Raw genomic sequence first — 21930 nt, 5'->3', positions numbered from 1 at the left:
GAACCCGTGGGCGCCTCGGCGCCCGCGTCAACGGAGTGGGCCGGATGAAACACAGTTTCGAACGGCTGCGGCTCGATGGCGTGTGCCGCAGCTTCACCAATGCGGAAGGCGCGCAGGTCGCCGCGCTGAACGGGCTCGATCTCGAGATCCGGCGCGGCGAGTTCATCGCGCTGCTCGGCCCGTCGGGTTGCGGCAAGTCGACCGCGCTCAACTGCATCGCGGGGCTGCAGCCGCTCACGCGCGGCGGCATCTGGCTCGACGACACGCGCATCGACGTGCTGCCGCCCGAGCGCCGCGGCTTCGGGATGGTGTTCCAGAACTACGCGCTGTTTCCGCACATGTCGGTGCTCGACAACGTCGGCTTCGGCCTCAAGATGCGCGGCGTGCCGAAGCAGGAAACGCGGCGGCGCGCGCAGCAGGCGCTCGAACTCGTGCAGCTCGTCGGGCACGAGGGCAAGCTGCCGGGGCAGCTGTCGGGCGGGCAGCAGCAGCGCGTCGCGATCGCACGCGCGATCGTGATCGAGCCGCCGCTCGTGCTGATGGACGAACCGCTGTCGAACCTCGACACGAAGCTGCGCATCGAAATGCGCGCCGAGATCCGCCGCATCCACACGCAGCTCGAACGCGCGACGATCTACGTGACGCACGACCAGGACGAGGCACTGTCGATGGCCGACCGCATCGTCGTGATGAAGGAGGGCGTCGTGCAGCAGGTCGCGACGCCGAAGGACGTCTACACGCGCCCGCACAACCTGCATGTCGCGCGCTTCATGGGCTATCGCAACGTGTTGTCGTTCACGCTCGAAGGGATGGCCGGCGATTACGTGAAGGTCGCAGGGGGCGGCACGCAACTCACCGGTGTGCCGATGGATGGCTTCGATGCAAAGGACGTGACAGTCGCGCTGCGGCCCGACGACATCGAGCGGGCAGACGATGCGGGCGACAACACGAACACGTTCGATGCCACCGTCGAAACGGTCGAATACGGCGGCCGCGATTCGCTGATCCGCGCGGTCACGCCGTTCGGCGCGATCTGGGCGCGCGTGGCCGGCGAATTCGCGGAAGGCGAGCGGTTGCGGCTGCGCGTTGCGCCGTCACGCACGCTCGTCTACCCGGGAGCGCCGAAATGAGCGGCGTGGCCGCAGCCCGGCTACACAGGGAGGCCGCATGAGCACACTCTCGGCCGGCACCCCGCGCGACGCCAAAGCCTGGCTCGTCACGCCCGCGCTCGGGTTCATCGTCGCGCTGTTCATCTATCCGTTCGCGTACGGCCTCGTGCTGTCGTTCCAGCCGATGAACGGCGGCGGCGCGCTCGCGAACTACGTGCAGTTCTTCACCGACACGGCCATGTGGCCGACCGTGCTCGTCACGCTGAAGCTCGCGGTGCCGGCGACGCTGCTCAACGTCGGCATCGCGGTGCCCGTCGCGTTCGCGCTGCGCCGCAGTTCGCCATACCAGAAGTTCGTCACGACGTTGCTCGTGATTCCCGTGACGCTCGGCACGGTGCTCGTCGCCGACGGGATGCTCACGTATTTCGGGCCGAACGGCTGGTTCCCGCAGGCGCTGCAGGGGCTGCACCTGTACACCGACGAAGTGCGCCTCACGCACAACTACTGGGGTGTGCTGCTGTCGCTGATCGTGTCGGGCTTTCCGTTCGCGTTCCTGCTGATGCTGTCGTACATCAGCGGCATCGACCCGACGCTCGCGCGCGCGGCCGCGACGCTCGGCGCGAACCCGTGGCAGCAGTTCCGGCAGATCTACCTGCCGCTGCTCGTGCCGGGGCTCACGATGGCCGCGTGCCTGTCGTTCGTGCAGGCGTTCTCGGTGTTCCCGTCGGCCGTGCTGCTCGGCGCGCCGGCCGGGCCCACGCGCGTGATCTCGATCGCGGCGGCGGAAGCCGCGTTCGAGAGCTACGACTATTCGCTCGCGTCGGCGATCGCGATCGTGATGGGTTTCGTGCAGTTGCTGGTGGTCGCCTCGATGCTCGGCGCGCGCCGCTTCTTCTATACCGGCGCGGTGACGGGAGGCAAGGGCTGATGGCGACCGACAATCATGCCGCGCGCACCTGGCCGCCGAAACACGATGGGGCCGATGCGCGGGCCGTCGATGCGAGGAAACCGCGCAAGATGAAAAGCAACCTGGCCGGCCGTGCGTGGAAGGCGCTCGTCTGGGGGCTGATGGCGTTCTTCCTGCTGAACGTGATGCTGCTGATCGCGACCGTCGCGGTGAACTCGATCGCGACCCGCTGGTTCGGCACGCCGCTGCCGCAAGGCTTCACGCTGCACTGGTATGCGAAGGCGTGGGAGGACTTCCAGCTCGCGAGCGTGCTGTGGGTGACCGTCGAGGTCGTCGGCGCGGTCGTGCTGCTGTCGATCGCGCTCGGCGTGCCGGCCGCGTATGCGCTCGCGCGCGTGCAGTTTCGCGGCAAGCGCTTCGCGCTGCTGGTGTTCCTGCTGCCGCTGATGGTGCCGCCCGTCACGTACGGGATCCCGATGGCCACCGTGATGTACAAGGTCGGGCTCGCGGGCACCTTGCCCGGCGTGATCCTCGCGAACCTCGTGCCGGCGCTGCCGTTCGTGATCCTCGTGATGACGCCGTTCATCGAGCAGATCGACCCGAATCTCGAAGCCGCCGCGCGCATCTTCGGCGCAAACACGTGGCGCTATTTCCGCTACGTGCTGCTGCCGCTGCTCGTGCCCGGCATGCTCGCGGCGGGGCTGCTCGTGCTGGTGCGCACGATCGGGATGTTCGAGCTGACCTTCTTCACCGCGGGGCCGAGCACGCAGACGCTCGTCGTCGCGCTGTATTACGCGGTGTTCTCGACCGGCGTGCGCGCGCCGCAGTCGATCGACGCGATGGCGATGATCTACATGGCCATCACGCTCGTGTGGGTCGTGATCGCGCTGCAGTTCGTGAGCCCGACGCAGCTCGTCAGCCGCGTGAAGCAGGAGCGGCAGTAGGCGAGGGCGACGCACGGGCGCGCGATGCCGCTTGCGCATCCGTGCAATTGGTTACAAATGGATACCGCGCCCGACACGCGGACGTTGCAGACTACGCGGCGTTCACCCGATAACGGATATCCATGAAGTTCCACACGCTGCTGACACTCGCCGGGGCATCGACGCTGCTGGCCGCCTGCAACCTGCTCCACGACGGCCCCGGATCGAGCGACGTCGATGCCGCCGTGCGCCGCGCACTCGAGGCGGAAAACCACGGCGGCCTGAACGCGCTGTTCGGCCAGCCGCTGCCCGTCTCGGCCGATGTCGTGTCGGCGAAACCCGACGGCGATTGCAAGAAGCTCGGCGATCGCACCTACTCGTGCGACGTCGTGGTCACGTGGCGCAATGCCGACTACAAGCCGTCGCGCGCGAACCTGACCTTCGTGAAGGCCGCCGACGGCTCGTGGCAGACGTCCGGCGTCGACGCGGCGATCGTGACGGGCACCGCAAAATCGCTGGTCGACGAGATCGGCAAGGCGTGGCCCGGCAATGCGGCGAGCGGCGCGTCTGCGCCGCAGTGACGCAAGCAGGTGGCGGGCGGGTCGCTTCCGTCCCGTGATGCGCGGTCTGTCGCGCGTGAAGGCCGCACGGTTCCTTCTGCTCGACCGACGGCACGCCAGCGACCGGTTGCCGCGCGCACGTCGCGGCCTGCATCGGGGCGGGGGCGGGTCAGCGCCCGCGACTCGGCTGGCCGGATACGGTTGCCGGCAGCGCCGGACGGCCGGACGCGGCCGACCCACCGGCTTCCGCGCCGATCCCCGACGACTGCGCGATGCGTGCTTCGGCCGCCTGGATATCTTCCGGGTACTGGCCTTTCAGCGGCTTGTAGCCGGCTTGTTCAACCTGGCGCAACTGCGCGACGACGTCGGCGCGCGTGACAGGGCCATTGGCCGTCTGCGCAAACGACACGGCGGGCGACGCGATCGCAGCTGCGAGGACGAGCAGGGAAAGGGCAGGTTTCATCTTCAGGATCTCCGAACAGGACAGGGTGGCCGGCACGGCGCGGACACCGCAACCGGTCAACCCATCTTGTTCGACCGGTGCTTAAGCGCGGATTAACGGAGAAAAAGGGCGCGAGCACCGGGTCCGCGCGCGATTGAACGCATCCTCGGTATGCGGGCTGCCTTATAGGGAAAACCCTTATTTCGAGATATAATCACGGCCTAAGAGATAGGTCGAACCATGCCTGAACGTTTCCAAACCCTTGAAAAATTTGTGTTTTCCCTCGTCGTGATGTCTGCCGTCGTGTGCTCGGCATTCCTCGCGTACGAGCGTCACCCCGAGATCAAGATCGCGCTGCACGAAGGCGAAGCACTGATGCGCGAGAGCGCCAAGTATTCGGTCATCTGCTCGCCGTCCAAGGTCGATCCTTGCGTCGAGATGTCCGCTTACTGACATTCGCGCCGATAACGGTGTGCTGCTGTCGAAACGGGCGTTTCCAGGATTCGCCCGATTCAGTTTCAGACGCGCGCTACAGCGCCGGCGGCCCGGATTCCTTGAAGTAGCGCCCATCAGGAATTCGCAACCGGCCGCAAGACCGGGCGGATGCACGAGCCCGCCACGTGCCGAGTCGCTGACGTAAGCAGCCCCCCGAATTCAGCCGGCCCCGCTTCGAGCAATCGAGCGGGGCCGTTCTGTTTGCGCGGTTCAAATGACCTCCCGCCACGCCGTGCTCATCGCCCGTCATACCACATGCCGCGGCGTGCCGCCCGCGAACGCGGCGACGTTATCCACGAGCTGATCGGCGAGCGTCTGCATCGCTTCGTCGCTTGCCCACGCAACGTGCGGCGTCAGGATGAACGCCGGATGCGACAGGATCGCGTGGAACGGATGCGCGGCCGGCAGCGGCTCCTGCGTGACCACGTCGAACCCCGCGCCCGCGATCTGCCCCGACTGCAAGGCGCCGACGAGCGCGCTTTCGTCCACGAGCCCGCCGCGCGCGGTATTGATCAGCAGCGGCCGGCGCACCATCCGCGCGAACGCGGCCGCGTCGATCAGGTGCCGCGTCGCAGGCGTGAGCGGGCAGTGCAGCGTGATCACGTCGCTGTCGCGCAGCAGTGTGTCGAGCGGTGCGTAGTCGTCCCCCGACGCCTCGCCGTGCGCCGCGAACCGCACGCGCATGCCAAGCGCGCGGGCGATGCCGGCCACCGCGCGCCCGAGCACACCATCGCCGACGATCCCGAGCGTCGAACCGGCCAGGTCGCGAATCGGATGATCGAAAAAGCAGAACTGCCCGCTGTCGAGCCAGCGCCCCGCGCGCACCGCGTCGCGGTACGCGACGAGGCTGCGGCGCAGCGCGAAGATCAGCGCGAACGTGTGCTCGGGCACCGTGCGGGCCGCATACCCGCGAATGTTGCTCACGACGATGCCGCGCGCCGCGCACGCGTCGAGATCGACGATGTCGGTGCCCGTCGCGGCGATCGCGATCATCCGCACGCGCCGCGCATCGGCGAGCGTGGCGGCATCGAGCCGTACCTTGTTGGTCACGACGATGTCCGCGTCGCCGATGCGCGCGGCAATCTCGTGCGCGGCCGTCCGGTCGAACGTGCGCAACACGTGCGGAAACGGAAACGGCTTCAGTACGGTGTGCGGCGACAGCGTCGCGCGGTCGAGAAACACGATCTTCGCGGGAGAGGAAACAGAAAACATGGCGGGGCTCGCTGACAGGCGCCCGGCGGGCGCGGAACGGGTTCGATTCTGCCGGCGGCGCGCATGCCGTCGTTTGACCGTTGCGCGAGTGCGCTTTCCCGGATGGAAAGGCTGACGCACCGCAGATGGGAACGTGCGAGGCACACGCCTTTCCGTTTCGGAAAGGCTGGTTGAGCATCGATCGATGTTCGCCGGGCGCGAACGCCGTCATGATCGCCGTCATCGACACCACGATTTCATCGGAGACAGCCATGACACGCCCCCTGGACGGCATCCGCGTGCTGGAACTCGGCCAACTGATCGCCGGGCCGTTCGCGGGCCGGATGCTCGCCGAATTCGGCGCGGACGTGCTCAAGGTCGAGCCGCCCGGGCTCGGCGATCCGCTGCGCAAATGGCGGCTGCTGCACGACGGCACATCGGTGTGGTGGGCCGCGCAGTCGCGCAACAAGACCTCGCTCACGCTCGACCTGCGTACGCCCGAAGGGCAGGACGTCGTGCGCCGCCTCGTCGCCGAGACCGACGTGCTGATCGAAAACTTCCGGCCCGGCACGCTCGAAGGCTGGGGGCTCGGCTGGGATGCGCTGTCCGCGATCAATCCGGGGCTCGTGATGCTGCGCGTGTCGGGCTTCGGTCAGACGGGCCCGTACCGCGACCGTCCCGGCTTCGGCGTGATCGCCGAGGCGATGGGCGGCCTGCGACACCTGACCGGCGAGCCCGGCCGCACACCGGTGCGCGTCGGCATCTCGCTCGGCGATTCGCTGTCGGCGCTGCACGGCGTGATCGGCGTGCTGCTCGCACTGCGGCATCGCGAGCAGCAGGGCGGCAAGGGGCAGGTCGTCGACGTCGCGCTGTACGAATCGGTGTTCAACCTGATGGAAAGCCTGCTGCCCGAATACTCGGCGTTCGGCGCCGTGCGCGAGGCGGCCGGCAGCAGCCTGCCCGGTATCGCGCCGACCAATGCGTACCGCTGCCGCGACGGCAAGTACGCGCTGATCGCCGGCAACGGCGACAGCATCTTCCGGCGCCTGATGGAGCTGATCGGCCGGCCCGATCTCGGCAACGATCCCGCGCTCGCGCACAACGACGGGCGGGTCGCGCAGGTCGAACGGATCGACGCGGCGATCGGCGCGTGGAGCGCGCAGCACGATCTCGACGCCGTGCTGGCCGCGCTGAACGAAGCGCGCATCCCGTCCGGGCGCATCTACGACGTGGCCGACATCGCGGCCGATCCGCATTACCGTGCGCGCGACATGCTCGTCGATGCCGCGCTGCCCGACGGCACGCCCGTGCTCGTGCCCGGCATCGTGCCGAAGCTCGGCGCGACACCCGGGCGCATCGAACACGCGGCGCCCGCGCTCGGCGCGGATACCGACGCGGTACTCGACTCGCTCGGCATCGATGCGGCGACGCGCGACGACTGGCGCACGCGCGGCGTGATCTGAGACGCGGAAACAGGAGCAGACAACATGAACGGGCAACGCAAACGGCTCTACCTTCACGAAGTCGCGACACGCGACGGTTTCCAGAACGAAGCGGCGTTCGTCGACACCGACGACAAGATCGCGCTCGTCGATGCGCTCAGCGCGTGCGGCTACGCGAAGATCGAGGTCACGTCGTTCACGTCGCCGAAAGCGATCCCCGCGTTGCGCGACGCGGAGGCCGTGATGCACGGCATCGCGCGCGTACCGGGTGTGGTCTATACGGTGCTCGTGCCGAACGTGCGCGGCGCCGAGCGTGCGCTGTCGTGCGGCGTCGACGAAGTGAACCTCGTGATGTCGATGAGCGAAAGCCACAACCGCGCGAACCTGCGGATGACGCGCGAGCAATCGTTCGCGCAGTTGCGCGACGTGATCGACGCGGTACGCGGCACGGGGGTCGCGATCAACGTGTCGCTGTCGACCGCGATGGGCTGCCCGATGGAAGGCGACGTGCCGGTCGAAGGCGTGCTCGCGTGGATGCAGCGCTTCGCGGATCTCGGCGTGCACGGCTTCACGCTGTGCGATACGACGGGCATGGCGTTTCCGTCGCAGGTACGCGACCTGTCGGCACGCGCCCGCGAACGCTTCGGTGCGCTACAGCTCACGCTGCACTTCCACAACACGCGGGGAATGGCGCTCGCGAACACGCTTGCAGCACTCGATGCCGGGATCGACCGCTTCGACGCATCGCTCGGTGGTCTCGGCGGCTGCCCGTATGCGCCGGGCGCGACCGGCAACGCGTGCACCGAAGAACTCGTGCACATGCTCGAACTCGACGGCTACGATACGGGCGTGGATCTCGCGGCCGTGCTGGCCGCGTCGGCACGGCTGCCGGCGCTGATCGGTCATGACGTGCCGAGCCAGATCCTGAAGGCCGGGCGCCGCTCGGACCTTCATCCGCCGCCGCGCGCGGACGCCGGCGACATGCCCGCGCAACGTGCTTTCTCATGAACAACGAACCGGAGCGAATTTCATGGCGCTGATTGACCACCTCGACCATCTCGTACTGACCTGCGTCGATCCCGACAGGACCAGGCATTTCTACACCGAGGTGCTGCAGATGCAGCTCGAAACCTTCGGCGCCGGCCGGCTCGCGTTCCGCTTCGGCAACCAGAAGATCAACCTGCACGTGCGCGGCGCGGAATTCGAACCGAAAGCGCATGTGCCGGTGCCCGGCGCGCTCGACCTGTGCTTCATCGCGGCGGTACCGCTCGACGACGTGATCGCGCATCTGAAGCGCGTCGAATGGCCGATCGTCGAAGGGCCCGTCGAACGCACAGGCGCAACGCAGAAGATCCGGTCGGTCTACGTGCGCGATCCCGACCTGAACCTGATCGAGATCTCCGAGTTGATCTGACCGTCGGCGCAGCGCCGGCCGTATCGCGTGCCGCAGGAGCGCGTCGGTGCGGCCGCATGCCGCGCCGATCTCCCGCCGAAAACGGACAGCCGGTTTCCGCGCTCGCCGATTCCGGATAGCCGGCCCGTGGCACGCTGCGGATAATGCGTGCATCGGCGACCGAGAGGCCGCCCTCGCACCGGACGCGACGCTTGCGTCCGCGCTTTCCGCAACCCGACCAGGCGATTCCCGATGACGATTCTCTATCGCGGCATGGACCGCGCGGCGCTCGACGCCGCCTATCTGAACACGAAGGTGGTGCCCGATTTCCCGGCGTTGCTGGCGTCGATGCAGGCGCGTAGCGCGGCGCTTTACGCAGCGGCATCCGGCCGGCGCGACCTGCGTTACGGCGCACGACCCGCGCAGCGGTTCGACTGGCTGTCGTGCGGTCAGCCCGATGCGCCGCTGTTCGTGTTCATTCACGGCGGTTACTGGCAGCACTGTGCGAAAGAGGATTTCGCGTATGCGGCGAGCGGGCCGCTCGCGCGCGGTTTCGACGTGATACTCGCCGAATACACGCTTGCGCCGGTCGCGACGATGACCGACATCGTCGGCGAGATCGGTGCGCTGCTCGATTACCTCGCGAACGACCCCGACGGCCTCGGCACCGCGAAACGGCCGATCCACCTGAGCGGCCATTCGGCGGGCGGCCACCTGACGGCCGTGCACCGCGCGCATCCGGCCGTCGTGTCGGCGCTTGCGATCAGCCCGCTCGTCGATCTCGAACCGATCTCGCTGTGTTGCCTGAACGACAAGCTGCAGATCACCGCGCACGAGGTCGACGCGTACAGCCCGTTGCGCCATATCGGGTCCGGCGCGCCGACGGTCGTTGCGGTCGGCGACGCCGAGCTGCCCGAACTCGTCCGGCAGGCACGCGACTACGCGACGGCCTGCGAAGCGGCGGGCGAGCGGAGCGTCCACGTCGGGCTGCCCGGCATGCAGCACTTCGACGTGCTCGACGATCTCGCGAAGCCGGACGGCGCGATGCTTGCCGCATTGCGGTCGTTCGCGCCGCGTTAGGCGTGCCATTTCGCACTCACACGGCCGGGCGTATGATCGGCGCTAGGCCGCGGCGCTGACGGCATGCGCCGGCATGGCCTTCCCAGGACCCACGACATGGTGAACCCGCTTCATTTCGATCTGCAGTCGCTGCGCGTGTTCGCGCTCGTTGCCGAGCACGGCAGCCTGACGAAAGCGGCCGAACACGGCCAGCTCACGCTGTCCGCGGTCAGCAAGCGCATCGCCGAGCTCGAAAGCGTGACGGGCAGTGCGCTGTTCGTCCGGCATGCGCGCGGCGTCGAGCTGACGCCCGCGGGCCGTGCGCTGCTCGACCATGCGGCGAAGGTGATCGAGCAGGTCAACCGGATGGCGCACGAGATGAGCGACTACGTCGCCGGCGTGCGCGGCCACATCCACGTGTGGACCAACACGTCCGCGATCGTCCAGTTCCTGCCCGCTGATCTCGCCGCGTTCCTCACCGACAATCCGGGCATCAAGGTCAGCCTCGAGGAGCGGCTGAGCCACGAGATCGTCGACGCGCTCGCGTCCGGCAAGGCCGATCTAGGCGTGTTCGCCGACAACGTGCCGGCCCCCGGCATCGAACGGCGGCTGTACCGGCGCGACGAGCTCGTGCTGCTCGTGCCGCGCACGCACCGGTTCGCCGCGCGCGACAGCATCCGCTTCGCGGATACGCTCGACGAGGACTATGTCGGGCTCAGCGACGGCAGTTCGCTGCTCGCGCGCATGACCGACGCCGCGTTCGCGGTCGAGCGCTCGCTGAAGCTGCGGATCCAGGTATCGAATTTCGACGGCGTGAGCCGGATGATCGAAGCGGGGCTCGGCATCGGCATCCTGCCGCGCGATGCGGTGACCGGCGAGCGCGCGGCGCGGCTCGGGGTCGTGAAGCTCGACGATGCGTGGGCCACACGAACGCTGTGGGTTGGCGTGAAGGCGGGCAGTGTGCTGACGACCGATATCGCGAAGCTGTTCGATTTCATGTCGGCACGGTGAAGCGGTCGGCAAGCGTCAAAAGCCCTGGAACGTGGCCAGAAAGCTGCCTCGGCAGGTTGGCCCGCCGGCGTCAACTGACTGATTGCCACTCAGTGACAACCAGGTAGTCCGATGCCCGATCATGCCTCACGCGGGCGTCGTGTTGTGGACGGCCGTCGTGAGGTGCTTACCGAGCTTGCTCAACACGATGGTGTTCACGCACATCCCGGCAAGCCTGTTTCCGTCTATGGCGTCCAGAGAACAGCGTGCATGGCTCCGCTCGCAGTATTCGCGACGCCAACCACTTGTCCATGATCGTTAATCCCCAAAGCTCGGCTGAAGGTACCACCCGGGAGCGTACCGAGATCGGACATCACCCCGTCTTGAAACAGAAAAGCATGCACGGCTCCGCTTGCGGTGCTCGCCTCGCCGACCACGGCACCGCGGTTGTTAATTCCGAAAGCTGCGCTATAAGTGCCACCGGGGAGCATACCGAGATCGGACATTACCCCTTTGCGAAGCAGAAAGGCGTGCATGGGCCCGTTCGCGGTGCTCGCCTGGCCGACCACCTCGCCGCGGTCGTTGATCCCGAAAGCTGCGCTATAAGTGCCACCGGGGAGCGTGCCGAGGTCTGACATCACCCCGCTTTCAAACAGGAAAGCATGTGCGGGCCCGGTTGTGACAATCGCCCAACCCACGATTTGGCCGCGGTTGTTGATCCCGGTCGCTACGCTAAAAGCGGCACCGGGGAGCCAGGTCAGCCCCCCGTCTTCATACAGAAAAGTCGCTGAATGTGGACGACCGTGTCTGGGGCCGGAGTTGCCGACCACCTGGCCGCGATTGTTGATGCCGGTAGCGTCGACGCGGCTGTCAATACCGATGTTCAGGCCGGTCATCACCCCTTTTTCAAACAGAAAAGCGTCCGTAGGCCCGACGCTCCTGATCGTCGAACTTCCGACCACTTGGCCTCGCTCGTTAATCGCGTAGGCTTGGCTAGATCCGCTACCGGAGAGCGTGCCGAGGTCGGTCATCACCCCACCTTCAAACAAGAAGGCATGCGTGCCCCCGCTCGCGATGTCCGCTTGGCCCACCACTTGGCCGCGATTGTTGATCCCGGCAGCTTGGCTGGAGTCGCCACCGAGCGTGCCCAGGTCCTGCATGGTGACACTTTGGGCGGAGGCAGGCTGGAAGGCCGCGACAGCCAAAAGGGCGAAAGCCATCAGGACGCGGTGAACGTAGTAGCGCCCACCGCTCTTTACTTTGCGTGCGGATTCCATCTTGATCCCCTTCCTGGGACATGGCCCACCTCGCGATCTGTCGCAGCCAGGGCCAAAGCTGCCGCGAAGGCTACCGACAGACTGTTCGGATACGTCGTGCTCATGACGCGCGCACCGATCAAGTCCAATTGACTGGAGGTATGCGGGCTTTGTCTGCAAACGCACTCACCCTCGCCCCCCCTCGGCACCTGCGTATCCAAGCTATAGGCGTGCCCGACGTGTTTTGGCATTGATTTCATTGAAAAAAAGCCGGCGATTGGTGATGGCTTGGTTGAGAAAATCGAAATATGTTTCATGCACGACACGGCGCGGACCTCGCCAAACCGTGGAGCGTAGACGAAGAGCCTCTTTGCGCTCGTCGATATTGGCTTCCGGCGAAAACGCGATGTGTTTCAATGCTGAAACTCGGCCAAGCTCGGACACCTGCGGACAAATCGCGATCGTCTCCATGATTGGCGATCGTGGACGCGATCTCATGCGATGCCCAGGTTAGTCCGGGATCATGCATGCCGAACGTGCGGAACGGGAGACGGCCTTGGCGAGGCGCTTACGTTGAGAATTCAAAGGTTATCAAAGCGATTTCGGCACACGGTCAATCGAAGACAGGTTGATTATTCGAATCAAGATTGACGTTCCGTTTGTGAATTCGCACGATTCCGCCTGTCAATGTCGACTGAACGAGGATTGCGAATGGACCGACTCGAAGCTTGCATGGTTGCCGCCGATGCCGCGCCGCGCACAAAACCTTCAAACTACCCGGAGCCGTTTGCGTCTCGCATGACGGGGCGGGAGAAGAAACCGCTTGGCGATCCGTTCGGCTTGAGTCAATTTGGCGTGAACTTGACGATATTGCGTCCCGGTGCAGTATCCGCTCTCCACCATCAACACTCGAAGCAGGACGAGTGGGTGTATGTGCTCAGCGGCGAGGTCACGCTCTACCTCGGTGACGATCATTATCTGATGCGGCCGGGAATGTGCGCAGGCTTTCGCGCGAACGGCACGCCGCACCATATACAAAACAACTCGACAGGCGATGCCACGATCATCGAAGTCGGCAGTAGAGTCGCGGGCGACGCAGTCAGCTATGCAACCGACGACCTCGTCGCAGTGATGAATTCAACTGGCCAATGGGTTTTCGAACACAAAAACGGTGAGCCGTATTGATTCCCATGTCTGGTTTGGACAAGGCCGAGCGTCTATATCGGGTCACCCACGACCTTCGGCATCGGGCAGCAATCGGCCACGACGGGTCGTTCGACATACCGGCGCGGATCGCTGACAATCGGACGTCGACGATAGGGAGTCGAGCTAAACCGAACCCACTCTTATGAACGAAAATACCTTGCAAGCCGGGGTTCGCGTGAGCCCGCGATCGAGCGACCGAATCCGCGACGTAATCGCGCTGATACTTGGATTGCTCATGTTCAGCCTCGCTGGTTCGGCACGGGCATACACGGACACTATCTGTCGGGAATACTGGTATCCGCAGGCGCGTGCTGGCAAAAGCATGGGCGCGCTGGCCGCCGAGCGCGAGGGGCCGTGCCAGCATCCGCCGGTCAAGATGCTGAGCGACCAGTATGGCGTGATCAATGGCCGGGGGTATTTCATCTCGGAATTGCACGAATTACATGATGCGTGTTCGCACGGCGGGCCGGTACCCGATCTGGCCTGTCTTTTACCGTCGCATATGCGTCGTCATGAAGACGACGTGGCACGACATTATTATCTGCTCACGCAACGAGGTTCGGCGCTGCGCATTCTGGATCGACTCCACGCTACCGACGGCCAGCTGGTATTCGACGGCGCCGACGTGATTCCGGGCGCCGATCCCGCGACCTTCAAGACCTTTGTGCCCAAGGGCGCAAAAGCCGACGATGGGTGGGCGTACGACCGCAACCACGTGTATCTGGAAGAGCGAATGGCCCCGAAGATGGTGCCTGGTCCGGTCGAAGTGATCGGTAATACCTTCGCAGTCAATGCTGGACGCGTATTTTCAGTCGACGCCCTCGAGGGCCCCGTTTATCGGCCTGAAATCAAGGCGCCGCTGAAGCTGCTGAGCCCGCCGGCCTCACTCCAACCCGCCATCATCAGCGACGGCGAGCGTGTCTACCTGGGCCGGAAGCCGCTTGACGGCGTGCGGGCGGCCACGTTCCAGATGCTGGTTCCGGTGTGCCCGGTGCCCGGCGCACCCGATTTGAAATGCGTCCACAATGTCCAGCCGGACGAGTTCCGGGTAGCCCGCAGTGGCCTGGATGTGCTGTATTTCCACGAGTTCGACGATATCAAGCGCATCGCCAATGTGCCCGACTTCGTTTATTTTCTGATATCGGGCTCGTCGTATCTCGGTATCGGTGGAAAGCAGATCTTCGATCTTGACCCGTTGCATCAAAGCTACGGCGCAGGCGTCATGAAAAGTAGCGTGCAAATCGCCGGTCATTTGAGTGGCCCGGTAGCAGGCTACCTGGCCGACGACCTCGGGTTCATCAACCTGCGGAGTGCATTGTCGAGGGACGATGGGCCGTTGTGCGGCGCGCTCGCGAAGCTCGCCGCGCCGACGCCGGCGCACCGGTTTGGTCCGCTCCGGCCCATCGCGCCACAGAAATTGCCGGCCGGCTTCTCGATCGGCTATGAAAACACTCACTACCGGTATCTTTTCAAGACTGCTGACGATACGACACTCGAGGACACCGTGGTCGATCTCGGCAACGGCAAGCGGATGCGGGCGACGTGGTGCGGGGACGATATCCAGCTGCAAGGGTCAACCACCACGAGCAACAATTAGGCAGGAAAGGACCGGCTCGCAGATCTTGCTGAATGCGCAGCGTCGACCGGTCGCAGTCAGTCGGCGCCGGCCTCGAGATCGTCGAGAGTCGATACGAGCGCAGGTGTTTATCGCGCCTGGTTTGCGTTTCGTCCATTGGGAGGACTTGTGCGAGTTGAAGTTCAAATCGTCAATGCGTTGACAGACGGACATGCCGGAGGCAATCCTGCCGGCGTGGTGATTGATGCGGATGCGCTTTCGGCAAACCAGAAGTTGTATGTTGCCCGGCAGGCCGCATTGTCGGAAACCGCATTCGTGTCGAAATCGGATATTGCGACGGTCAAGGTGGAATTTTTCACGCCGACGCGGCAGATCGCTCATTGCGGCCATGCCACCATCGCCACGTTTTCTCTGTTGAGCGCAATCGGCAGGGTGGATGACGGACAGTCGTCGAAAGAGACGATCGACGGATGCAGAGACATCGTGATCGATGGCAATACCGTTCTGATGGAGCAGCGTTCCCCGATTTATCGCTCGATCGAAGCGGACTCCCCGTTCTCCGCAAGAATCGCTCAATCGCTGGGCGTATCGACGGCTCAAATTTATAGCGTCGAAAGCCCGACCGTCGTCAACACCGGCAACAGCTTCCTGATGATTGCGTTGCCCGACGAGCCGTCCGTGGCTGCGATTCGTCCGGACCAGCGAGCGATTGAATCGATCAGCGACGATCTGGATTTGATCGGTTACTACGTCTTCTCGACGACGACGAAAATACCCGGGCGCCATGCAGGCACCCGCATGTTCGCGCCGCGTTTCGGCATTGCCGAAGAGTCGGCGACCGGAACGGCAGCCGGGCCGCTGGCGTGCCTGCTATACGAGCGGATGGGGGCGGGCGACACGGAAATCATCATTGAACAAGGGCACTTGATGCCACAACCTTCGCCGAGCGTCATCAAAGTCATGCTCGATGTCGAAGGCGGCAGGATCTCGCGATTGATGGCCGGAGGCACCGGGGTGGTCACGCGATCGATCACTGTCGAGATCTGAGGTTGCTTCGAACGTCCGCTTCCCGAATGTCCGAATGGCTTCAATAGGGCGGTTAATCACGTTGCCGATTGCGTCAGCTACATCGACCGCCTTTTGATATCGAAGCTCATCCGGATAGCATCCCTTGCGGGCGAACTCGCCATGAATTCACTTCCCGAGCTTTTTGATGACGTTCCGTTCTCGGGCCGCAGAATCTCGGGCAGAGGAATTCAATCAGGCCTCCTCACATCCCGAGTGCCTCGGTGACTTTCCTGCCGAATCCCGCATACCGGTTCACCGGCTCGTTCGCGAAGACGAAACGGATATAGGCGCCTCCGTGTTGCCGACCCCAGCCCGTCATCGCCGTCGCGCATACGTCCAGTTCGAGCAGCCGCTCCGACATCTGTTCACCCGTAAGACCGAAATCCGACACGCGCAGCAGCATCGACCAGCCGCCCGCAGGCATGCCGAACGGCAGGCCGTGCAGCTCGGCGGCAATCGCGTCGCGTCGACGCTGCAGTTCCGCGACGTAATCGGGCAGGTCGATCGTCGAGCGCTCGAGCGCGAGGGCGGCGGCCTCCTGCGCGATGCCGACCGGCACGACCACGTTCGCGAGCGACACCGCAACCAGATCGGGGATGAGCGCATCCGGCGCCACGATCCAGCCCACCCGCCAGCCGATCATCCGCAACTCCTTCGACGCCGAGCCCACCGTGATCGTGCGCTCGGCCATGCCGGGCAGCCGAGCCGGATGAACGACCTTGCGCCCGTCGAACAACAACCGCTCCATCGCGCTGTCGACGATCAGCAACAGGTCGTGCTGCACACACAGACCGGCGACGAAGGCCCAGTCCTCCTCGTCAAGCACCGCGCCGGAAGGCATCGACGGGGACATCAGCAGCATGGCGCGCGTCTTCGGGCCACACGCGGCGGACATCGCCGCGCGATCGAGTTTCCATTCCGCGCCCGGGTGAAAGCTGAACGGGATCTGCACGGGTGAGCCGCCGGCCAGCCGCACGCGGTTGAGCAGCCCCGCATAGGTCGGGTCGGTCAGAATGACCTCGTCGCCGACTTCCAGCACCGCCAGCAGGACGTTCAGGATGCCGGACAGGCCGCCCGCCGACACGATGACGTTGTCGGCCCGGTAGTTCACCCCCGTCTGCACGGTGACGTGCGCTGCAACGCTGGCGCGCAGCCGGTCCTGGCCGACGAATGGCAGATACGAATTCGCGGCATCCTCGCTCGCCGCCGCACGCGTTCGCGCGAGCGCATCGGCGTGCGGCGGGATATCCGTATCGAGATTCTCCAGTCGGAGCACGTCGCGGCCAGAGTGGTCCGCGATAGATCCCATGCGGTCGACGCCGATACCGGCGATCTCCTGCAGTCGGGCGGGGCGGCGGTGGCGCATGTCTGTCTCCCGATCTGTTACTATAGATAATAGATAATCTATTCTGATGGTGGTTGAGATGAATGGCGATGTCAAGGACGATCGCTCGGTCGCGGCGCATATCGCGCAGTCGATTGCCGCCCGGATCGTTTCGGGTGAACTTGCGCCGGACGAGCGGCTCAAGCAGGACGAGTGGGCCGACGCGTTCAGTACGAGCCATGTGCCGGTCCGCGAAGCGTTTCGCCGGCTCGAGGCACAAGGGCTGGTCATCGCGGAGCCTCGGCGTGGGGTGCGCGTGGCGCCGCTCGATGTGGAGGCGGTCATTGAGGTCTCCCGCATGCGGGCTGCGCTCGAACCGCTCGCGCTCCGGTACGCGATTCCCCGCTACACCGAAGATGACCTGGCACGCGCTGCGTCCTTTCTCGAGGCCGACGCACCATCGGGAGACATCGCCGCGCTCGAACGCATCAATCGAGGCTTTCATCAGGCGATCACCATGCCGTGTGGCATGCCGCGGGTCGTCTCCGTGATCGCGGATCTGCATCAGGCCAGCGCGCGCCATCTGTTTGCCGCGTGGAAATGGCTCGACTGGCGTGCGCGCTCCGACAACGAGCATGTCGAGATATTCGATGCGGCACGCGCCGGCCGGGTCGACGAAGCCTGCGAGCGCCTGGCCACACACATCGCCGACGCCGGTCAGGCACTGACTGACGCGCTACGACAAAAAGCGATCCCGGCGGAGCCGGATGCCTGATACTTGGCCAGTTGCACAACGACGGAGATGCACATGGTGTTCTTTGCCTGCTCCAGGATCGGCGTCACCGCATTCGAAAGTCTATGGCGCGACAACAAGGCTCACCGCCTGTGGGTGGATGCTGGCGTACTGACTGAAGAAGAGATGGCCGCGCTTCGCTCTACGGGAATGCTCGTCACGAACTTCACAGGCCATGCTCGCGCAGGAGACGTCCAGGAAATGGTGCAAGCAGTTGCCGTCATTCAAGAGCATCATCCTGCAGAGCCGATCTGGATCGAGGCTGCGTGACACGCGAAGTCTTTCTCGCACGAGACGTTCGCTGAGCGTTGTCACTCAGCCGCGGTCGGTTGCCGCCGCCTCGGGCCGGCGGCAGTCGGAGGCCATGCACGGTTGGTCGTGACCTTTTGACCGTCGTCGCCGGCCCGTTTCTTTCACTCTCTTTACACGGTGCCAAGTTGCGTCAGCGATGACCTCCGGGCCGGGGAACACGCGTGTTCCCCGGGCTTGGCGCCGTACACGCTATCCCCCCGTAAAGCCTGCGCGCTCGCGCAGTAAATTTTCACACTCGACACAATATTCGCGCGGCTGAAACGTCTTCAGGCACATGGACCGCCACTCACTTCACGCACGATGACCGACCCAGACCGCGACATCACCGCGATCGTGATGCGTGAACGAACGAGGCTCGTGAGCTTTATCCGGCGTCGGATACGCGACCCGGACGATGCCGAGGACGTTCTGCAGGATGTGTTTCACGAGTTCGTTCAGGCTTACCGGCTACCGGCGCCAATCGAACAGGCGAGCGCGTGGCTTTTCCGTGCCGCGCGCAACCGTATCGTCGACCGCTTTCGCAAGAAGAAGGAGCAGCCGCTGGCGGATCGGTTCGACGCCGAGGATGACGCGAACGACGAGTATCGCCTGGACCTCGCGCTACCTGCGCACGATGCCGGCCCCGAGGCGCTCTACGCGCGCACGCTCTTGCTCAAGGCCCTGCAGGATGCGCTCGACGAGTTGCCGGCGAATCAGCGCGAGGTATTCATCGCGCACGAACTGGAGGGCCGCTCCTTCAAGGAGATGGCCGCGCAAAGCGGTGTCGCGCTCAATACGCTGCTCGCTCGCAAACGCTATGCGGTCTTGCATCTGCGTGCCCGGCTGCAGCCTGTTTATGACGAACTGGACAATACCTAGAGGAGTCGACAGATGAATTTCCGAATCAGATGTGCCGGCAAGGCGCTGCTCGTGGTGATCGCCATCGCGGTGCTCGGATGGGTCGTCATGATGTTGTGGAACTGGGTAATGCCGGCGCTATTCATCGGCGCCCGCACGATCGACTTCGCCCATGCGCTGGGCCTGCTCGTGTTGAGCCGCATCCTGTTCGGCGGCTTCCGTGGACACCGCGGCTGGCGCGGTCGGCGCCACTGGCGCAAGTGGGAATCCATGACGCCCGAAGAACGCGAGCATTTCCGGACCGCGTGGCGATCCGGCAGCAACCGGCCCGACGGGGAGTGAACGTGCGCGAAAAATCAACGGGCGACTGCAAACAGAAACCGGGCGTGATCGTGCCGGTCGTCGATCTGAAACGTTGCGAAGGCAAAGGGGATTGCGTCGCGGTTTGCCCCGAGAACGTGTTCGAGGTCCGGCGCATCGACCAGGCCGATTACGTCGGCCTCGATCTGATGCATCGCCTGAAGCAGCGCGTGCATGGAATGAAAGTCGCCTACACGCCGAACGCGCATGCGTGCCGGTCATGCGGACTGTGCGTGACGGCGTGCCCCGAACACGCGATCACGCTCGCCCGAACGGCATAGCAACGTCCGTGTATCGCCGCTATCGAGTGACGGCGCAGCAACCCTGACGGGGCAGGCGGTCGCTGGATACAGCGTCGAAGTGATCAATTTCGTCAAGGAACGCACATGGCTTCACCCACCACCGTTCTTCTGCGACGGCTCCACGAAGAGAGCAGGACCGAAATCGTCGCCCGCGCCCGCGCGCAGTTCCAGGGATCGAACGCGGATTTTCTGTCGTTAGCCGAAGACTACGAAGCGATCGCACCGCGTCTGCGGGGGCGGTTTCTCGAAACGTTCGGGCTGTCCAGCGACGACTTCGCGTCCCCGGAAGGCAGTCCGCTGTCGTTGGCCGTGTCGCCGGAAACGGGCGAATTTCTACGCAACCTGGTGCTCTCGCAACGACCGGCGAGAATCCTCGAACTCGGCAGTTCATGCGGCGTGTCCACGCTGTATTTTGCCGAGGCGCTGCGCACGTTGGGCAGCGGCGTGGTCGTCGCGACCGAACGCGACGCGCTCAAGTGCACGCGTTTGCGCGATCACGTCGGAACGGCGGGCCTGGACGCTTATGTCGATGTGCGAGAGGGCGACGTCTTCGAGATCGTCGCCGAACTGGACGGTACGTTCGACATGGTATTCATCGACGTATGGGCCGACGTCTATCTGAAGGTGTTCAAGGAGATCGAGCACCTGCTACGCCCGGGATCGATCGTACTGGCCGACAACATGTACACGGCCGAGGACGCCGTTCGACCGTACAAGCACTACCTCGACGACGATCCGCGGTTCTCGACCACGACGCTGGATTTTGAATCGGGGATCGAATTTACGGTCGTCGTTTCTCGAGCGGGAATGTCGTCGTAGCGTCCTTGTCGCGACGCACCAGACATGATGCGGGGAGCGCGTTCCCGCGCCCCCGCATCGAAACACGCTCACACCGGATTGATCTCGTCCTGGCTGCGCCGCGTCGTCAGCGGCCCGAGCACGCGCAGCGTGACGGCGACGATACCGAGCGCAATCGAAATCACGCCGAACATCGCACCCGCGCCATAACTGCCGAGCACCGGCAGCAACACGAACGGCAGCGCACCGCTGACGATCCGCGACAACGCATAGGTACTGCCGATCGCCGTCGAACGCACGCGCGCCGGGAAAATCTCCGCCTGGTACACGTGATACGCGTTGCTGAACACGTTCGACGCGCAGGTCGTCAGGAACCCGAAGCCGACGATCAGCATCGTATGGCCCGAGTATGCGAAGCACAGTCCGAACACGGCGATCGACAGGATCGACACGATCACGAGCGTGCGGCGTTCGATCCAGTTGAGCAGCGGAATCGACAGCAGCGAGCCGATCGGATAGCCGATGAACGACAGCGCAATGAACAGCGTACTGTCCGTCACATCGAAACCGCGGCTCTTCACGACCGTACCGGCCAGCGTACCGAAGCCGTAATAACCGAAGCCCTGGAACAGGTGAAAGATCGCGAGCATCAGGTAGCGCGCACCATACGGCTCGCGACGCAGCAGCGCGATACGCTCGCCGAGCCCGAGCGGCCGTTGCGGCTCGACCGGCTCCGCGAACTGCTCGGGCACGCGCACGCCGGTGCCTTCCGCAAAGCGCCGCAATGCCGCGTGCGCCTCCGCGGTGCGCCCCTGCGCGAGCAGCCAGCGCGGGCTCTCCGGCAACCGGTGCTGGACGAGCAGCACATACACCGCGCCGAGGCTGCCGATCGCGAGGATGATGCGCCAGCCGGCCACGCCCCCCACATGCAACGGGTTCAGCCACAGCGCGAGGAAGCCGACGAGCGGCACCGCGACATAGGAAGTCGTATAGGCCCACGCAGCGAGCCGCCCGCGCTTTTCTTTCGGCAGGATTTCGGACAGGAAGCTGTCGGCGACCGGGTAGATCGCGCCGACGCCGATCCCCGTCAGGAACCGGCACGCGACGAGCATGTCGGCATTCACCGAAAACGCGCCGACCAGCGAGAACGCGCTGTACCACGTGAGCGTCAGCAGGAACGCCTTGCGCCGGCCGATGCGGTCGGCGAGGCTGCCGAGACACATCGCGCCGACGAACATGCCGATGAATGCCGACGCCAGCAGCAGCTTGAAATCGGTGCTCTGCCGGCTCAGCCCGTATTCGTTCTGCAACGCGGAACCGATCGTGCTGACGAGGAAGATCTCGTACATGTCGAAGAACAACCCGATGCCGATCACCCAGACGACGAACCGGTGCAATGCGCCAACCGGCAGGTCGTCCATGAAAGCGCCGAGCGTGACACGGCGGGCGGGGCGGGCCGACGCATCGGCGTCGACGCCGGCGGCAGCGGCCGGCGGCCGTGCGGACGCGGGTTCGCCCGCGTTGCCGCCGAGATCGAGGGAATGGCTGTTCATCGTGTCTCCTGATTATCGATACGCCGTGGCGCGT

The 21930-nt window shown here is 64.9% G+C and carries 25 protein-coding genes; 19 read left to right on the top strand and 6 right to left on the bottom strand.

Going from position 1 to position 21930, the window contains the following annotated elements:
- The first annotated feature begins 44 nt into the window (after positions 1-44).
- The 4 genes from G3N61_RS16070 to G3N61_RS16055 all read left to right on the top strand — a co-directional run bounded on the left by G3N61_RS16070 (position 45) and on the right by G3N61_RS16055 (position 3520).
- The gene (locus tag G3N61_RS16070; RefSeq protein ID WP_205823010.1) at positions 45-1130 is read left to right on the top strand and encodes an ABC transporter ATP-binding protein; all 1086 of its coding nucleotides are present in this window, start codon (positions 45-47) and stop codon (positions 1128-1130) included.
- A 37-nt stretch (positions 1131-1167) separates the two neighbouring features.
- Positions 1168-2037: a sugar ABC transporter permease gene (locus tag G3N61_RS16065; protein ID WP_205823009.1), complete on the top strand. Its 870-nt coding sequence runs from the start codon at positions 1168-1170 to the stop codon at positions 2035-2037.
- Positions 2037-2960 carry an ABC transporter permease gene (locus G3N61_RS16060; RefSeq protein WP_043182874.1) on the top strand — a complete coding sequence of 308 codons (924 nt, stop codon included), beginning with the start codon at positions 2037-2039 and terminating at the stop codon, positions 2958-2960. The genes G3N61_RS16065 and G3N61_RS16060 overlap by 1 nt, the downstream gene beginning before the upstream one ends.
- Positions 2961-3082: 122 nt before the next feature.
- Positions 3083-3520 carry a hypothetical protein gene (locus G3N61_RS16055; protein ID WP_043182875.1) on the top strand — a complete coding sequence of 146 codons (438 nt, stop codon included), beginning with the start codon at positions 3083-3085 and terminating at the stop codon, positions 3518-3520.
- Positions 3521-3668: 148 nt separating this feature from the next.
- Here G3N61_RS16055 and G3N61_RS16050 read toward each other — a convergent pair whose 3' ends face one another.
- Positions 3669-3962, bottom strand: coding sequence for a DUF4148 domain-containing protein (locus tag G3N61_RS16050; protein WP_089450493.1), 294 nt, complete (start codon positions 3960-3962; stop codon positions 3669-3671).
- 219 nt (positions 3963-4181) lie between these two features.
- Here G3N61_RS16050 and G3N61_RS16045 point away from each other — a divergent pair, with 219 nt between their 5' ends.
- Positions 4182-4394: a hypothetical protein gene (locus tag G3N61_RS16045; RefSeq protein ID WP_006497261.1), complete on the top strand. Its 213-nt coding sequence runs from the start codon at positions 4182-4184 to the stop codon at positions 4392-4394.
- Positions 4395-4682: 288 nt separating this feature from the next.
- On the opposite strand, the gene G3N61_RS16040 is transcribed toward G3N61_RS16045, so the two are convergent.
- Positions 4683-5648: a D-2-hydroxyacid dehydrogenase gene (locus G3N61_RS16040; protein ID WP_089450494.1), complete on the bottom strand. Its 966-nt coding sequence runs from the start codon at positions 5646-5648 to the stop codon at positions 4683-4685.
- Positions 5649-5899: 251 nt separating this feature from the next.
- Between G3N61_RS16040 and G3N61_RS16035 the strand changes: the two genes are divergently transcribed.
- The 5 genes from G3N61_RS16035 to G3N61_RS16015 all read left to right on the top strand — a co-directional run bounded on the left by G3N61_RS16035 (position 5900) and on the right by G3N61_RS16015 (position 10532).
- Complete coding sequence (locus G3N61_RS16035) at positions 5900-7090, top strand: CoA transferase (RefSeq protein ID WP_205823008.1); 1191 nt, start codon at positions 5900-5902, stop codon at positions 7088-7090.
- A 24-nt stretch (positions 7091-7114) separates the two neighbouring features.
- Positions 7115-8077, top strand: a complete 963-nt coding sequence (locus G3N61_RS16030) for a hydroxymethylglutaryl-CoA lyase (protein WP_205823007.1) — start codon at positions 7115-7117, stop codon at positions 8075-8077.
- 22 nt (positions 8078-8099) lie between these two features.
- The gene (locus G3N61_RS16025; protein WP_069745340.1) at positions 8100-8483 is read left to right on the top strand and encodes a VOC family protein; all 384 of its coding nucleotides are present in this window, start codon (positions 8100-8102) and stop codon (positions 8481-8483) included.
- A gap of 231 nt (positions 8484-8714) precedes the next feature.
- Positions 8715-9542, top strand: a complete 828-nt coding sequence (locus tag G3N61_RS16020) for an alpha/beta hydrolase (RefSeq protein WP_205823006.1) — start codon at positions 8715-8717, stop codon at positions 9540-9542.
- A gap of 96 nt (positions 9543-9638) precedes the next feature.
- Positions 9639-10532, top strand: coding sequence for a LysR family transcriptional regulator (locus tag G3N61_RS16015; RefSeq protein ID WP_043182881.1), 894 nt, complete (start codon positions 9639-9641; stop codon positions 10530-10532).
- A 224-nt stretch (positions 10533-10756) separates the two neighbouring features.
- Here the strand turns inward: G3N61_RS16015 and G3N61_RS16010 are convergent, their stop codons facing one another.
- Together G3N61_RS16010 and G3N61_RS16005 are read right to left on the bottom strand one after the other, a co-directional pair.
- Positions 10757-11788: an HAF repeat-containing protein gene (locus G3N61_RS16010; RefSeq protein ID WP_205823005.1), complete on the bottom strand. Its 1032-nt coding sequence runs from the start codon at positions 11786-11788 to the stop codon at positions 10757-10759.
- Positions 11789-11989: 201 nt separating this feature from the next.
- Positions 11990-12238, bottom strand: coding sequence for a hypothetical protein (locus G3N61_RS16005; RefSeq protein WP_205823004.1), 249 nt, complete (start codon positions 12236-12238; stop codon positions 11990-11992).
- A 240-nt stretch (positions 12239-12478) separates the two neighbouring features.
- On the opposite strand from G3N61_RS16005, the gene G3N61_RS16000 reads away from it, so the two are divergent.
- From G3N61_RS16000 to G3N61_RS15990, 3 genes are all read left to right on the top strand, one after another.
- Positions 12479-12952, top strand: coding sequence for a cupin domain-containing protein (locus G3N61_RS16000; RefSeq protein ID WP_205823003.1), 474 nt, complete (start codon positions 12479-12481; stop codon positions 12950-12952).
- A gap of 163 nt (positions 12953-13115) precedes the next feature.
- The gene (locus G3N61_RS15995; RefSeq protein ID WP_205823001.1) at positions 13116-14570 is read left to right on the top strand and encodes a hypothetical protein; all 1455 of its coding nucleotides are present in this window, start codon (positions 13116-13118) and stop codon (positions 14568-14570) included.
- A 147-nt stretch (positions 14571-14717) separates the two neighbouring features.
- Positions 14718-15596 (top strand): PhzF family phenazine biosynthesis protein, encoded by an 879-nt coding sequence (locus tag G3N61_RS15990; RefSeq protein WP_205822999.1) that lies wholly within the window; start codon positions 14718-14720, stop codon positions 15594-15596.
- Between the two features lie 223 nt (positions 15597-15819).
- On the opposite strand, the gene G3N61_RS15985 is transcribed toward G3N61_RS15990, so the two are convergent.
- On the bottom strand, positions 15820-16983 hold the full coding sequence (locus G3N61_RS15985; RefSeq protein WP_205823021.1) for a pyridoxal phosphate-dependent aminotransferase: 1164 nt from the start codon (positions 16981-16983) through the stop codon (positions 15820-15822).
- Between the two features lie 58 nt (positions 16984-17041).
- Here G3N61_RS15985 and G3N61_RS15980 point away from each other — a divergent pair, with 58 nt between their 5' ends.
- From G3N61_RS15980 to G3N61_RS15955, 6 genes are all read left to right on the top strand, one after another.
- Complete coding sequence (locus G3N61_RS15980; protein WP_043182890.1) at positions 17042-17716, top strand: GntR family transcriptional regulator; 675 nt, start codon at positions 17042-17044, stop codon at positions 17714-17716.
- A gap of 33 nt (positions 17717-17749) precedes the next feature.
- Entirely contained in the window at positions 17750-18004 is a 255-nt protein-coding gene (locus G3N61_RS15975) for a hypothetical protein (protein WP_205822997.1), read from the top strand.
- A gap of 342 nt (positions 18005-18346) precedes the next feature.
- On the top strand, positions 18347-18904 hold the full coding sequence (locus tag G3N61_RS15970; RefSeq protein WP_205822996.1) for a sigma-70 family RNA polymerase sigma factor: 558 nt from the start codon (positions 18347-18349) through the stop codon (positions 18902-18904).
- A gap of 12 nt (positions 18905-18916) precedes the next feature.
- Positions 18917-19225: a hypothetical protein gene (locus G3N61_RS15965; protein WP_089450504.1), complete on the top strand. Its 309-nt coding sequence runs from the start codon at positions 18917-18919 to the stop codon at positions 19223-19225.
- A gap of 2 nt (positions 19226-19227) precedes the next feature.
- Complete coding sequence (locus G3N61_RS15960) at positions 19228-19524, top strand: 4Fe-4S dicluster domain-containing protein (protein ID WP_205823020.1); 297 nt, start codon at positions 19228-19230, stop codon at positions 19522-19524.
- Positions 19525-19629: 105 nt separating this feature from the next.
- Complete coding sequence (locus G3N61_RS15955; RefSeq protein WP_205822995.1) at positions 19630-20364, top strand: class I SAM-dependent methyltransferase; 735 nt, start codon at positions 19630-19632, stop codon at positions 20362-20364.
- 68 nt (positions 20365-20432) lie between these two features.
- On the opposite strand, the gene G3N61_RS15950 is transcribed toward G3N61_RS15955, so the two are convergent.
- Positions 20433-21896 carry an MFS transporter gene (locus G3N61_RS15950; RefSeq protein ID WP_205822994.1) on the bottom strand — a complete coding sequence of 488 codons (1464 nt, stop codon included), beginning with the start codon at positions 21894-21896 and terminating at the stop codon, positions 20433-20435.
- Positions 21897-21930 lie beyond the last annotated feature (34 nt).

This window comes from Burkholderia sp. Ac-20349 (assembly GCF_017104865.1).
GTDB classification, from domain to species: domain Bacteria; phylum Pseudomonadota; class Gammaproteobacteria; order Burkholderiales; family Burkholderiaceae; genus Burkholderia; species Burkholderia aenigmatica.
This window is presented reverse-complemented; position numbering and strand designations above follow the sequence as displayed.